The organism is uncultured Gimesia sp. (assembly GCF_963972345.1).
Lineage (GTDB): Bacteria > Planctomycetota > Planctomycetia > Planctomycetales > Planctomycetaceae > Gimesia.
On sequence record NZ_CAXAVM010000183.1, the window covers coordinates 1 to 14,043 of the forward strand.

Annotated in this window: 15 protein-coding genes; 4 read left to right on the top strand and 11 right to left on the bottom strand. The window is 53.1% G+C overall.

Annotated elements, in window-relative coordinates; genetic code table 11:
* The 4 genes from AACZ40_RS22975 to AACZ40_RS22990 all read right to left on the bottom strand — a co-directional run.
* A partial coding sequence (locus tag AACZ40_RS22975) for a hypothetical protein (RefSeq protein ID WP_339675998.1) occupies positions 1–211 on the bottom strand: 211 nt, incomplete at its 3' end.
* 388 nt (positions 212–599) lie between these two features.
* The gene (locus tag AACZ40_RS22980; RefSeq protein ID WP_291176059.1) at positions 600–920 is read right to left on the bottom strand and encodes a hypothetical protein; all 321 of its coding nucleotides are present in this window, start codon (positions 918–920) and stop codon (positions 600–602) included.
* 66 nt (positions 921–986) lie between these two features.
* Positions 987–2,270 carry a hypothetical protein gene (locus tag AACZ40_RS22985; RefSeq protein ID WP_291176061.1) on the bottom strand — a complete coding sequence of 428 codons (1,284 nt, stop codon included), beginning with the start codon at positions 2,268–2,270 and terminating at the stop codon, positions 987–989.
* A gap of 80 nt (positions 2,271–2,350) precedes the next feature.
* Positions 2,351–3,064 carry a leucine-rich repeat domain-containing protein gene (locus AACZ40_RS22990; RefSeq protein WP_291176064.1) on the bottom strand — a complete coding sequence of 238 codons (714 nt, stop codon included), beginning with the start codon at positions 3,062–3,064 and terminating at the stop codon, positions 2,351–2,353.
* A 206-nt stretch (positions 3,065–3,270) separates the two neighbouring features.
* On the opposite strand from AACZ40_RS22990, the gene AACZ40_RS22995 reads away from it, so the two are divergent.
* The 3 genes from AACZ40_RS22995 to AACZ40_RS23005 are packed head-to-tail and all read left to right on the top strand — an operon-like array spanning position 3,271 to position 5,311.
* The gene (locus AACZ40_RS22995) at positions 3,271–3,570 is read left to right on the top strand and encodes a Dabb family protein (RefSeq protein ID WP_291176067.1); all 300 of its coding nucleotides are present in this window, start codon (positions 3,271–3,273) and stop codon (positions 3,568–3,570) included.
* A gap of 32 nt (positions 3,571–3,602) precedes the next feature.
* Positions 3,603–5,084, top strand: a complete 1,482-nt coding sequence (locus tag AACZ40_RS23000) for a neutral/alkaline non-lysosomal ceramidase N-terminal domain-containing protein (protein ID WP_291176069.1) — start codon at positions 3,603–3,605, stop codon at positions 5,082–5,084.
* Between the two features lie 26 nt (positions 5,085–5,110).
* Positions 5,111–5,311 (top strand): DUF3565 domain-containing protein, encoded by a 201-nt coding sequence (locus tag AACZ40_RS23005; protein ID WP_291176072.1) that lies wholly within the window; start codon positions 5,111–5,113, stop codon positions 5,309–5,311.
* 149 nt (positions 5,312–5,460) lie between these two features.
* Here AACZ40_RS23005 and hmpA read toward each other — a convergent pair whose 3' ends face one another.
* A complete protein-coding gene (hmpA, locus tag AACZ40_RS23010) occupies positions 5,461–6,702 on the bottom strand; it encodes an NO-inducible flavohemoprotein (protein WP_291176074.1) in 1,242 nt (413 codons plus the stop codon).
* Positions 6,703–6,836: 134 nt separating this feature from the next.
* Here hmpA and AACZ40_RS23015 point away from each other — a divergent pair, with 134 nt between their 5' ends.
* Complete coding sequence (locus AACZ40_RS23015; protein ID WP_291176077.1) at positions 6,837–7,262, top strand: Rrf2 family transcriptional regulator; 426 nt, start codon at positions 6,837–6,839, stop codon at positions 7,260–7,262.
* Between the two features lie 156 nt (positions 7,263–7,418).
* Here the strand turns inward: AACZ40_RS23015 and AACZ40_RS23020 are convergent, their stop codons facing one another.
* The 6 genes from AACZ40_RS23020 to AACZ40_RS23045 form a co-directional block, all read right to left on the bottom strand.
* A complete protein-coding gene (locus tag AACZ40_RS23020) occupies positions 7,419–8,504 on the bottom strand; it encodes a hypothetical protein (protein ID WP_291176080.1) in 1,086 nt (361 codons plus the stop codon).
* 139 nt (positions 8,505–8,643) lie between these two features.
* Positions 8,644–9,231, bottom strand: a complete 588-nt coding sequence (locus AACZ40_RS23025; protein ID WP_291176083.1) for a hypothetical protein — start codon at positions 9,229–9,231, stop codon at positions 8,644–8,646.
* Between the two features lie 708 nt (positions 9,232–9,939).
* The gene (fae, locus tag AACZ40_RS23030) at positions 9,940–10,488 is read right to left on the bottom strand and encodes a formaldehyde-activating enzyme (protein WP_291176085.1); all 549 of its coding nucleotides are present in this window, start codon (positions 10,486–10,488) and stop codon (positions 9,940–9,942) included.
* Between the two features lie 141 nt (positions 10,489–10,629).
* The gene (locus AACZ40_RS23035) at positions 10,630–11,832 is read right to left on the bottom strand and encodes a WD40 repeat domain-containing protein (protein WP_291176088.1); all 1,203 of its coding nucleotides are present in this window, start codon (positions 11,830–11,832) and stop codon (positions 10,630–10,632) included.
* Positions 11,833–11,970: 138 nt separating this feature from the next.
* Complete coding sequence (locus AACZ40_RS23040) at positions 11,971–12,300, bottom strand: hypothetical protein (protein WP_291176091.1); 330 nt, start codon at positions 12,298–12,300, stop codon at positions 11,971–11,973.
* Positions 12,301–12,311: 11 nt separating this feature from the next.
* Complete coding sequence (locus AACZ40_RS23045) at positions 12,312–13,643, bottom strand: acetylxylan esterase (protein WP_291176094.1); 1,332 nt, start codon at positions 13,641–13,643, stop codon at positions 12,312–12,314.
* Between the last annotated feature and the right edge of the window lie 400 nt (positions 13,644–14,043).

Sequence of the window (14,043 nt, forward strand, 5' to 3'; positions counted from 1 at the left end):
CAACAAAGCCAACCCGTTCATCGTAGGGGTCGACCCATGTGTCGACCCGCCTGGCGAGTATCAACCCGGCATCGCGCACAATGGGAACAGCTGAAACCTCCCTATCAGAAATATCGAGCACGAAACCCCCAAACCCAGCCATAAGAAAAAATGGGTAAGCCCGAATGCACATCCGGGCTGAGCGCAGCGAGCAGGAGGTCGCAGCTACCACGTTCCTTCCAGAACCGTGCTTCCTATATTCGCTCGACACGGCCGGACAAGCCGGACCGTGGCACACGGGAACCTCTCTATTAATTGCAATGGCTCCTGCTAAATCAGACGTGCGTGTGCCATCTGTCGGCTTGCCCGACAGTGCTGGTGCAACACCAGGAGTCACCTCTCGAAACGGGTAGCCCCGGATGTAATCCGGGGTTGTCGCAGACAACAGGAAACTGTCAGGGAAAACGTACAATTCAAAACAACAAATCCCACTCGTTCAACGTAGGGGGCGACCCATGTGTCGACCCGCCTGGCGAGTATCAACCCGGCATCACGAACAATGGGAACAACTGAAACCTCCTTATCAGAATTCTTCTACCACGAAAAAACAGACTCCAGTTTTACTCATCTTCATCATCAAAAACCTCCAGCGGTGGATGGGGTTGCAGTCCACGCTGAAACGGTAGCTCGCATTCATGCTCAATGAGTATGGTTTCGTAATGTTGCAATCGGAACCAGAGCAGTTTTCTCAGCATCTCAAGCTCGACCTTCGCTTCTTCAAGATCGCCCTTATCTATTTCTCGCCGCACCGCATCAGCCGTATGACATAGGTGCGTCAGAGAATCTCCCTGAATCAGCGAGCCGGGAAAGTTACGCCCCGGATGCCTCATAATGGCATAGTTAGAGGCGTCCGAGTAGATCTCCACTTCTTCTTTTCGCATGTTATTTCATTGTCCTCAGATTTCATTTCGTACTTTTCGCGGTAGAAAAAAGTCCGCTTTACCCACTCAAAACAACCCGCGTTTCCGCGCTTTCCAGTACGCAGCCAGATGATAGATCACGCCGCAGCTGGAGGTCTGTGCGTAGTCCATCCGCAGGATGATGTCTGCCAGGTTCTGTTTCTGTGCCTCGGTGATCGGCAGATCGGCCAGCATCAGTGGCACGAGTGAAAGTTCACCCGCTTCGCGGATTGCATGCCAGACACGGCGGTACGCCCCCCACTGGGGATTGCGATACTCGCCTTGCGTGATCCATTTTTCAGCCTTGCGCCAGTCGGGACCCAGCATGGTCAGATCCAGATCATACAGGGCTTTGCGGGCGTGGCCGATTTTGGAGAGTGCTTTTTCCGCCGTCTGTTTCATCAACCCGTGCAGGTCGGCTTTGAGCTGGGGATCCTGTTCCAGCTGATGCAGTAACTCGAACGAACACTGCATCTGAACATACACGTAAGCGGAATGATGTTCATCCGGTTTCATCGACTGTGTTTGTCGAATCGCCGGCGTCAGATAGTGACGATACTGTTTCCGATACTTCTCCTCACCCGTCACATCCCAGGCCGCCGCATAGATCATCGGCAGTCGTGCTGCTTCGTGGGGACGCACATTCCACATCCGGCAGATTCCCAGCGGACAGCGTTTGCCATCCGCTCGCAGGAAATCATAGTTCGTCTCCGCCGTCACATTGGCAATCATCCGGTCGGCGACCGCAGACAGGATCGCACGGACCTCCTGTTTCGTTTTCTCATTGCACAGCGGACTGTGATAGTACCGCCACAAGCCGTGCACACAATGCGTGTATTGATCGCGGGACGAATTGATATAAACGCTTTTGCCATCCTCGACACACACGGCGCGGGCAATAAAACCGGGTACGCCATGCACGGTCGCACACAGTTTGATGCCTTGAAAAACGTTATCAATATCGGTTTTGAGTTTTTCATCCCCGGTGACGTCGTACATGTCGACGATGGTGCTCAGCATTGCCCCACCCAGGATCATGCCGTCTTCCATCCCCGTGCTGTAACCACACGGATTGGGAAACTGCCGCTGGACTTCTTCCGCCGTCGGCAGATGGCCCAGTTCCTGCCCTGGCTCATAGCTGCTGAGATAATCATAAAACAGATGCGTCTGCGGCCGATAAAACCGCGTCCACGTCACCTGCCACGCCTGATCAATCTGCTGTTTCAGTAGCGCATACCGCTCGGGCTCCGATCCGTTCGCAGGAAGAGAGCAGAGCAAGAATAGAATGGTAATAACCGGTATCGAAAATCTTCTGGTGACTCTCTGTTTCATTGCATCGAAATCTTAAAATGAATTGTCTATCGAGTGATTGTGATAAGCCATTACGCTACAGGAATTCGTATTTTCCGATCTTAAGGAGTGTTGGGAGCGGGGCTCCACTCGATCAGGCAATCTGGTAATGCTTTCTGTATTGCCTGGTAATCTGCTTCGCTGACTCTGGTTTCATTCAGAAACAGAATTTGAAGCTGCTTCAGTCCATGCAATGATTTAACATCTTTGATCGGGGTATAGGCAAGGTTTAAATATTTAAGATTCGTCAATTGTGCGAGAGGGGACACGTCTGTGATCTGGCATTGGATTAGTGACAGATATTGCAGTTGTTTCAAATTTGCTAAAGGGGCCAGGTTGCTGACAAAAGAGTGTTCAATGGACAAAGTTTTCAAATGTGGCAGATCAGCCAGCGGACTGATGTCAGTCATATCTGCTTCAGGGTATGCGGAGACTACGATGATATCATCGAGGTAATCGATCCCCAGGAAATCTCTTAACCAGTCGGGACCTGGCGGCCGGAATTCTGTTTGAGGTTCTCCCTCCTCTGCTGCCTCATATCGGTAGCGTCCGTCATCTACTGTCCTGAATTCGTAACTGCCGGCTTCTCCTGTTTGGAATCGGTAGAGCCCCTGACCACGATCTTTACTCAGCCATTGAATTACTCTCCGCTGCTGATTGGCGTCGCTTATATTCTTGTCCACGACCCCCCCACCTGCCAACAGACAGGCCAGCAGGATCAACCCGCTTCCCATGAGCACACGGCGATTTCTGGTTGTGGGGGGCTTCATACTCATACACGAATGTTACCACAGCCACTCAATAGAAAAACAGCCCGTTCACTCGAATCTGGTCACCAGAACTCGTTCGTGTCATTTCATCTTTTTCGCAGTAGAAAAATCAAAACTGCTCCACGATAGCAAAATTAACGTTCTTAATTTACCATGTAAGGGAGCACGCACCGCTAAATCAAATCAATATTGAAAAACAGGAAAGTCATCCCGTGATCGAACATACCGTCACCTTTCGCCTGACGCATCCACATGGTTCTGCCTCAGAAACCAGGTTCCTCACCGCCGCCGCGGCCCTGGCAGAAATTCAGGATGTCAAAGACTTCGTCATCCGTCGCCAGACCAGCCCCAAAAATCAGCACACGTTCGGCATCAGCATGCGGTTCGACACACAGGAACAATACGACTTCTACAGCAATCATCCCGCACATCAGGCCTTTATCCAGGAACACTGGCTGAGCAGCGTCGACGATTTCCAGGAAGCCGACTTCGAACCCCTTGAGAGTGCCTGAAGCCAATCACAGCTAACCCGGAGGAGTACACCATGCCCACACACCTGTTTTCAGATCTGAAGCAATTGTTAAAGCTGACATCACCGGGGCTGCTGCTCCTGCTGGCACTACTGATGGCAACGCCGTCGCACGCTGCGGAATTATACGTGGGCGCTGCGACCACAGATATTACTCCGAAACTGCCGGTCTCGCTGACCGGCCAGATGCGAACCCGCATCGCCAAAACAGTGGAAAGCCCGGTCACCGCTACTGCACTGGTGCTGGAATCGCGCGAAGGAGATAAATCACTCGAACACGCCGTCTTTGTTTCCTGCGACCTGGTCTGCATTCGTGGCGGCATCCATGAAGCGGTGCGCGACAAACTCAAAGGCAAAGTGAACGGCCTTGATCTCAAGAAGGTCATCATGAACGCCACCCACACTCACACCGCGCCCACGATGATTGAAGGACGCTACACACTGCCGGAAACCGGAGTCACCAAACCGGCCGAGTTCGTGGAATTCGCCTCGCAGAAAATCGCTGACGCCATCATCGAAGCCTGGAACAATCGCCAGCCGGGACGCGTCGGCTGGGGACTGGGGCATGCGGTTGTTGCACAGAATCGTCGCGCCCTGTACCAGGGAGGCTGGGCGAAAATGTATGGCAGCACCAGCGCCAAAGATTTTCGCGGCATCGAAGGCTACGAAGATCACGGCGTCGAAGTCCTCTTTTTCTGGAACAACGATGACAAACTGATCGCCACCGCCGTCAACGTCGCCTGCCCTGCGCAGGCCGTCGAAGGCCGCTCTGCCGTCAATGCCGACTTCTGGCATGAGGTTCGCGAAACCTTGAAGAAGAAGTACGGCGAACAGCTCTGTGTACTCGGCTGGACCGGTGCCGGCGGCGATCAGGTGCCCCGCCCCATGTATCGCAAATCAGCCGAAGCCCGCATGATGAAACTGCGTGAGCTGACACTGCTGGAAGAGATTTCACGCCGCATCGTCAACGCCTGGGAAGAAGCCTACGCCGGCGCGCAACAGGAAAAACACGCCGACCCGATTCTGAAACACGAAGTCAGAACCATCGAACTTCCCCGCCAGATCGTCACCGACGAAGATTACGCACGCGTACAAAAAGAGGTCGCCGCTTATGCCGACGATCCCTCCAAGGTCTGGATCAAAAACTGGAAACAGTCCGTTCTGGATCGCTACGACGCACAGCACGCAAGGACAGAAAAACCGTATGAAATGGAACTGCACACCCTGCGTCTGGGCGATGTCGCTCTCGCCACGAATGATTTCGAACTCTTCACCGATTTCGGCACCCAGATGAAATCCCGCAGCCCGGCCCTGCAGACGTTCGTGATCCAGCTTTGCGGCCCCGGTTCCTACGTGCCCAGCGAACGCGCCGTTCGCGGCGGCAGCTACAGCGCGATCATCGAAAGCAACAACGTCGGCCCCAAAGGCGGCCAGGTCCTCACCGAAGAAACCCTCAAGTCGATCAACGAACAGTTCAAAAAAAGTTCCAGCGACTGAGCAGCGATATTTTATCAGGACTCTCCATGCTGCAGCCCATTACCGGTTATCACACTGACGAAGAGGGACACTGGGTCGCGGAACTCGCGTGCGGCCACAAACAGCACGTCCGCCACAACCCACCGCTCGAAGAACGCCCCTGGGTCACAACCGCAGCAGGCCGCGCCTCGATGCTGGGCCATCAGCTCAACTGCAAAAAATGCGACGAAAACGCACCACCCGATTAAAAAGGTGTCAGGAACCTTAATATTAAGGTTCCTGACACCTTTTTAATGCCTGCCTCGTCTGTTATTAAACCTCTTAATGTCAAACGGCTTCTGAATGACCATCCATCCAGAAGCCGTTCATCATTGACAGTATCTTCGCGAAATACGCATCAGCCGACGGCAGCCGCGCTTTCAATATCCTGTCGTGGTCCGAAGAATTCAAAGTGCATCCGATCGTCGCCCACATCCAGTGCCTGCAGACTGCGATACACATTCTGCATGAAGGCTTTCGGGCCGCAGAAATAGTACTCGGCGTCTTCAAACGGCGTCCACTCCCGCAGCAGGCTTTCACTCACAACGCCTGTCGCGTCACACCGCTGCAGTTCCACATCCCCTTCTACAGGCTGGTCGTAGATCACACGTGTCTGTAACTTTGAAGCACTCTGCTGCAACTGCTGTACTTCTTCCGCAAACGCATGCGTGCTGCTGTTGCGGGCGGCCTGCAGCAGGTAAACGGGTCGCTCGGGTTGCGTCGCTAGTACTGTTTTCGCCATCGCCAGTAACGGCGTGATACCAATTCCACCCGCCAGCAGTACCACAGGTCGTGTTGAAGGTGTATCCGCTGCCAGGGTGAACTCACCACAGGGAGGACCGATCTGCAGTGTATCGCCGAGCTCGACCTGTTCATGCAGATAATTCGAAATCAATCCGCCAGGCGCATCCGCCGCCAACGGGCCTTCTTTCTTCACGCTGATCCGGTAATATCCCTGGCCGGGCTGATCGGAGAGACTGTAGTTCCGCGGAGAAGTCGGCGTGGTGGGATGATCGATCTTCACCGTGATGTACTGGCCTGGCTGATAGTCGGGAATCGCCTTTCCGTCAGCCGGTTTGAGATAGAACGAAGTCACCACATCGCTTTCCTGCTCCTTGCGATCTACAACAAACGAACGATAACCGTTCCAGCCACCGACTGCCGCCTGCTGTGCTGCGTAGATCTGTTGCTCGCGACCGATGCAGACGTCCGCCAGCAGCTGATAGGCTTCTCCCACCGCGGCCAGCACTTCATCGGTCGCGCCGTCCCCCATCACTTCCTTGATGGCCGCCAGCAGATGTTTGCCGACAATCGGATATTGTTCAGCCTGAATGCCCAGCGAACAATGTTTCTGCGCGATCAGTTCCACCGCGGGAGTCAGCGCTTCCAGGTCATCGATGTGAAGGAAATAGGCACAGATGGCACCCGCCAGGGCTTTCTGCTGACCGCCGGAATGCTGGTGGGCCTGGTTGAAATAGGCCTGCACTTCAGGGTTCTCTCTGAACATGCGTTGATAGAAAACCCGAGTAACCGTTTCCGCATTGGCGGCGACCGCAGGGGTGATATCTTTGACAATTTGGATTGTTTTAGCGCTTAACATAATGAAGTTCTCCCGAGAGAAAGCTTGAAATACAGGCCGAAACCTTTATACTACATAGAAAGGTATAGAATATAATTCTGCATGTCAAGGTGTAGAATTGAGGATATTTTTAAAAAACGACCTGGAACTCCAAAATGCTCTCTAAAACTCACGAATATGCCCTGCGCGCGGTCGCCTGCCTGGCAGGACAACCCGGAAAACCGGCATCCGCTGACTTCCTGGCGGAACGAACGAAAGTCCCCCGCCGCTATCTGACCCGCGTGCTGCAGGACCTGGCAGCGTCGGGGATCGTGAGTTCCAAAAGCGGCCCCAAAGGGGGCTATGAACTGATCGCAGAAAGTGGCGACCTGACGATATTGGATATCGTGAACGCGATTGCCCCGCTGGAGCGGATCAACGCCTGTCCGCTGGGGCTGAAATCGCACACCAGTCTCTGTCCGCTGCATGCGGAACTGGATCGGGTCTACGCCGACACCGAAGCCGCCTTCTCACGCGTAACAATCAAACAGCTGCTGGAATCCACCAGCACGATCATTCCCCTGTGTGATATCAAAGTCTGAACCAGACACGCATGGTCTGTCCCCATAGAATTTCACACAAAGAAGTTTCTGGTCAGGAGATATTTCTGACAGCGCAGTAAAAAAGCGATGGCCGCCTGAAGGAGGAAGCCATCGCCTCGTTACGCTGATGAGCTGTCGGCAAGAGTTCCGTTAAGACTAACGGTTACTTTGCTCATAGCGTTCTGAATTGGCAGTCTCTTGACGGGTTTGTCGTGCATCACGTGAATAGCGTGAGCTACGTGAGTCGCGAGACTTCATTGCACCACGAATCGTGCGGCTGGTGGGTTCGCGGACATCAATGCTCTGTCCATCCACGCGAATCAGTTGTGCGATCAGTGCATCCTGATCGTTGATTCTGCCTTCCCGCGCCAGCAGTTTAACTGACGTCCCTTCCGAGAGGTCCACATCTTCAAATTCACTGGCGGGTCCCAGATTGACACGTCGGGTTTCGTCTTTTCCTTTCAGGGCTAAATCAGCGACGAGGAACTTCCCATCGCGTCCCCGGAAGCTGGTCTTCCGCGTATTCTCGATGGTTCCCTGGAATTTTCTCAGACCTTGACGCTGAGGCAGCTCGTTCTGAATCGTTTCTCCATTAAAGGATACGAACTGCGCCATCACAGCCGAGTCATCATTGATTCGGGCGCGAATGCCTCTCACATTGATTTCGTCTCCTTTTCCCAGGTCAAGCTGACTGACTTTTTCTTTCGCTCCCAGGCAGACACGCAGAGTTTTGCCTTCATCGGTCTTCAACTTTGCGACCATCTGTGTCTGGTCTGAAGAGGTCATGTTCTTTTCCTGAAGATTCTTGATCTTACCGGTGAGCTGCACCTGCCGATCGCGTTGACCACGCTGCCCCCGCTCTCCGCGCTGCATCTGCGCCGAGCCCCGGTTTGCTTGTGAACGCTGCCGACTCTGATTCTGGGCATTTTCCAGATCATACAGAAAGATCGTTTCGACCGCGTCGTATACACCATCACGATCATAGTCGACCCCGACGTGGACCCAGCCATCCATATCCAGGCGGTAGCGGCTCTGCTCGCGATCGCTTGATGATTGCTGTTGCGAACGCTTACCGCGCTTTGAATGCTGTTTATCCTGCGAATGTTGACTCTGTTTCCGGGCGGATTTCTGATTTGACTGATCTTGTTGTGATCTGTTTTTGTCCTCAGCCTGAGCAGGCACAACCAGTGCCACAGCCAGACCAAACGCAGAGGTTAATAGTACAGACTTACTGAAATTCATTAATCAAACTCCTTTAATTGTTGATTCAAATTAGTTTTCGTTTCGGGATCTCAGCAGGAGAGGGAGACCGCGGCCCGCCGTGGAAACCACGTTGTACCGACGGGCACACGGATCGTCCCTCAACACACTCCCCCTGAGCTTAGTCCCACCATTCATCAGCGGTAAAATATTGATCGTAGTCGTCGGTATTACCGTAGTCGTACCCATTCCCACTTACATCTTCTTCCGACCAGTCGGCGTCCCGGTTCTCTCGATATTCAGGACGCTCGCCGTCGCCGTAAAATTCATTGGTGTAGAAGTAGTCTGTATTGGGTTCCCGGTAATCTCCGTAGCGGGTTTCAGAGTTGTCGTTTTCCCACCAGTCTTCGCCATCTTCCCACCAGGCTTGTGGCCAGTCATCGTCTTCGTAGTAATGGTCATCGCCATAGAACTCGTCGTCGTAGAGGTCGGATTCCCCATAGCGATAGGTATATTCTTCCTCGTCGTCGTACCACCAGTCATCGCTGAACCACTGTTCGTCCTCATCTTCGTTGTCGTACCACCACTCTTTCTCGAACCAGTAGTCATCTTCGTATCTGCTTGTTCCCCTCTCAAAGGCCGGATCTATAGATCTGTCGGAAATAGCCGGCTCCTGAGCATTCACTGAATTTAATACTGCGCCACCCAGGGGGTTCAAATACAAACATAAGGTTAAGATGAAGAAATATTTCGACATCTGTACTACCATTGCGATCTCCTTGTCTGAAAAGTGAAAAGGTTTTGATTTCGGCTTGGACCGCCGACCCGCTGCAGTAGCTCGCGCCTCTACTGCGACATTATTTCAGATGCCGGATATCCGTGGAGAGTGATCAACCAGATCGTGATATCTCGTTCGCTGCTGCATCTGAAGCCGTGCTCGCACATGGTGCAACCTCATGGCATTCCCTGCCGGCGTTGCGATTAAAAAATTGTGCAACATGTATGCCAGCCACTAAGAACCTCGCAGAAAGTTCCACCGGGCTGCAGCGCAATTTTTCAAAGTGGGGATGAAAGCAGCAGTTGTATTTTCGATGCGTATTTCAGATCGTGAAAAACGCATTGCGCGCGTTTGTGAATTGACGATTAAGAAATCGTGTCAACACTTCCGCTGTGTCTGCTCAGCCTGCAGGCTGGTCGCGCAGCACACAGCCCCCTGGTCTCTCGGGCGACAGCAGTTGCGCGTGTGCGTAAAAAAACGAGGCCCGTCAGCTGCAGGCCTCGTTTTTAGATTGTGTCCAGATATCCTGTCGCGTCTCCAAGTCCATTTAGATCAGGAATAATAGATTGAGAGACGCTATGGTTGAATGTGAAGTACTCTCGTTTATCGTGAATTACAGCTGCACTCTGCAAGAATGTCGCGGCTCTCCGTGCACGCTGACGCAGTTCCGTTCGGACGACAGGATGTCACATCGAGTCGTTACAGAGTGCCGTCCAGACCTTTCTGGTAATACTTGTGTGTGATCTCATCCTGGTGTTCCAGCAGCCAGTCGATGGTGGGTTCGTTGTGCATCGCTTTATGAATCGCCAGCGCGGTCGCTTTGCGATGAATTTCGAACAGGGCTTTGTGGTCCAGGTTCTCATCGGTGGCCGCGCCGGGATTCAGCCAGACCGAACAGATGATGCCCAGGTCATTCGCTTTCTCTTTGGGCAGATCCCCCGCACGGACGGCATCCAGCACCCCATTGGCAATTGCCGCCTGCACGGTTCCCATCAGAATATTCGTGTAGGCACTGCTCTTGACGGTCACCTTGCTTACCATCAGCGTCACGGGTCTGACCTGGATGTCAGTATTCAGAATCGCGAAGACTTTCGAGTGACCGGCTGACTGTCCGCCGGTCAGCGTGGCAATCGCGGTACCCACGGGGCCATCCAGTTCACCAATCACCACTTCCGGTTCCGCAGCCGTAAACGGGGGACCACCGGCCACCAGGCTTTCGCCCGTACGCATCACAATTCGCTCGCTCATAAGAAGACTCCTTGCAGGTAAAGTTTAAGAAGCCCTCACCCTACCCGATCTTCAGAGAACCTTCAACCGGTTCGATCAAGTAACGTTTAACGGTAACTTATCGTGAGCGGCCTGGTGTTTATCACTGGTTATGAAGTCAAATCAGGGGACCTTCCACAAGTGGGCCGTATTGTCATCGGACCCGGTAATAATTATTTTACTGTCCGGGCTGAAGGCCATTGCGTTGATTCCATCTTCATGCTTGAACGGTTTGGCTTTCAGTTTTCCGCTTTCAGAGTCCCAGAACCACAGTTTGTCATCAGAACTGACCGTCGCGATCGTTTTCCCATCAGGGCTATACGTAACGATTTCTACAAAGTCGGTATGGTCCAGTCGTTTTCCTCGTGAGCGACCATTACTCACGTCCCACAAGCGAGCCTTAGAGTCGGCTCCTCCGGTAATCGCCGTTTTGCTGTCCGGACTGAAAGCAACCGAGTAGAGAAATAAACCATGTTCCAGCGCGCTGCCTACAGCTTTTCCGGTTTTGACGTTCCAGAGTCGACCTGTATTGTCCTGGCTTCCGGTGATTACCGTCTTACCATCTGGACTGTAAGCGACACTCACAACAGCGGCAGAATGGGGGAATGGTTTCCCCTGTGGTTCGCCGGTCTCCGCATCCCAGAGTTGCGCAGTGTTATCCGCACTGCCCGTAAGAACCAGTTTGTTGTCCGGGCTGAAAGCCACATCCAGTAATTCCAGTTCATGATGCAGTGGCTGACCTTTTTGTTCGCCTGTCGTCAGATCCCACAGGTAACCTGTTTTATTAAAGCAGCCTGTAACCAGAGATTTCCCATCCGGGCTGATTGCGATCGCTTTCAGGCCACCATGATTCTCAAGCGGTTCGCCCTGCAACTCCCGGGTTTCCACATCCCAAATACTGACCTTGCTTCCATGCTCAGTAAGTACCGTTTTTCCATCCGGGCTGAAGAGTACCGAATTCACATGTCCAAAATGTTTGAGTGGTTCCCCGATTTGTTGTCCGCTCGCGACATCCCAGAGACGCGCTGTCTGGTCGCGGCAGCCGGTAATCACTGTTTTGCCGTCCGGGCTGAAGGCCACACAATTGACTTCTCTTTCGTGTTTGAGCGGCCCTTCGAAATGGTCAGGCTTCACTACTTGCTTCTCAGCTGGTTTCTCTTGCGGTGCGTTGGTCGTCTGTTGCGGGGCTTCCTGATTTTGACAGGCGGTAGAAATGATCAGCAGGACAGCGACTGACAGAAATGGGAGCAGTCCCGAAACGACAAGGCGAGTGTCTAATTCTGTTGTTACATGACACTCATTTTTATATCCTGACTGAGCAGTCATCTGTTTCTCCATATCGATTCAATACTGATGATGTTCATTCCACTGGGAGCGCGGTTTCTGTAAATTACATCATAGTAGTCAAATGAACATTTTCGCAAGGGCCGCCAGCAGGGAAAACTCATTGCTGAATAGAAGCTGTTACGCAGGCGTTTTTGTAGCCCATCTCCCCAGTCGTGTTCCGGTCGCCACATGATCAATGAAACCATCACCACGATATTTCAGAATGATTTCATCTCCCCGTGAAATCAGCAGATCACTTTCACTCCACGCCCATTGATGCTCGCCTGCTTCTTTCATCGACTGAAACAAAGCAACTTCTGCTGATTCCAGTAACTCAGGATTTTGAGGAACGATCATAAAGACACAGTCTCCCGTACTCTGGCTGAGATCAGGATGAAACAGGGTAAAGCCCAGGTGCTCTTGATTCACTGTTTGGAGTACCATCATTTTGACTGCTTCGGATGTCATCTGCCTGCCCCCTACTTCCCAGCCTGTTCCTTCACGTGTTCCTTCACCGCATCAATAAATGCTTTGTGAATGTCACCGGGTGCGGCGTGGCCCATCAGGGGTTTGTTGATGACCTGCTTCTTCCCTTTCAACTGGTTATAGGCGGCATAGCAACTCGAAGGGGGGCACGTGACGTCGATAAAACCGACGCTCATAATCGCATCCGCCTTCGCCCGGCTGGCGAAGTTCACTGCGTCCACGTACTGGGCCGCTTTCAGTTCTGTGCCCGCGGGCGAACCGTCGGGCAGTGTCGTGACCAGTTTCGGCCAGCCATTGATGCGTCCCGCAGCACGCCCGGAATGATCGCAGATGGCAGGTACGCCCGTCGCGATGAAGGTCACCCGTTGATCCAGACCACCGGCAGCCAGCGCCTGTCCGCCACCCTGGCTGTGGCCGATCACGATCAGGGTTTTTCCGTCCCACTCCGGTTGCGAGGTCAGATAATCCAGCGCGCGAATCAAACGTAAAAACATGCCGACAAAATAGGTTGTTTCGCGGTCCTCGCGACCGAAGTGCGGATAGCCCTTGAGAGGACCCGCATACTGTTCTTTATAGAACTCTGCCGACTTGCCGTTAGGCAGGCCATGCGCGTTGATGTCCAGCGACAGCATCTCCTGGTTGGCCCCTTTGATGGCATTGCTCAGCGAGGAACTGCGGACTCCCGCGCCGTGAACCCACAAAATCGCAGGCAGGCTTTTGGGTTTCGCATCTTTGGGTTTTCCCAGATAGCCGGAGACCGGCGCTCCGCCGAGACAGTCCACCTGCAGATCAAAGCACTCAATTTTCTTGTCGGGCTGCTGGACCGGCGTCAGCTTCGCTTTTGCGGGAACTTCCGCCAGCTTGCGTTTCTGTTCCGTCCAGAACTCATCAAAGTCGGCAGGCACAGGCAGGCTGGGTTCAATCTCCAGTGGTGAAAATGCAGCGCCGGCTGTTTTCGTCAGTTGCCTGTTCTCATCCAGGGTCACCATACAGCGAAGAAATCCCGGCTTGCTGCAGGTTACTTTCACGATCGCCGGCTCACTGCCCACTGTCAGCTTCCCGTTGGGATAATCAGGGCCGCTGCTGATGAAGTCATCAACCCGGTACGTCACCGTCATGCCATTTTCACCGGCGAGGGGCTTTCCGTCTTTCGTTACTGAAATCAGAAACGTTGCCTCTTCCCCCGTATTGTAAATCGCATCCGGCCGATCGGTCACGACGTTCAGTTCCAGTTTCTCTGCCGCGATGACAGATTCACAGAACGAAAAAACAACCGCCAGCGCGATCAGGGGACAGACAATATTTCTCAGCAGTGGATGACGCATGGGATATTCCTGTTCGATAGTCAATTCAGATACTCCAGGCAGCAAACTTTATTCTATCAGACTTTCCTGCGAACGGAAGCAGAAGCTGACTGACAAACAGCCCCCTGCCTGTTTTTGCTGCCGGTGCTTCCCATCGCAGTCGGAATGATTCGAACTTTGCCGCTATTCTTTTAAGTCCACATCAATCACTTCACAATATTAATCGCATGCGATTTAATACGGGAGTCAGCCTGAAACCCTGTTTCAGGTTACGATTCCAGTTCCATGCCGCCGGCACTTTCGATGAAGAGCACGCGCGGCAGATCTCCGACGAATGTTTCCATGCGGGCAAAGAACGCGGCCTCGGCACTTTCTTCAGGCGGTTCAAATCCGAGAATCACAACCGCGGCTTCAGCCGAGG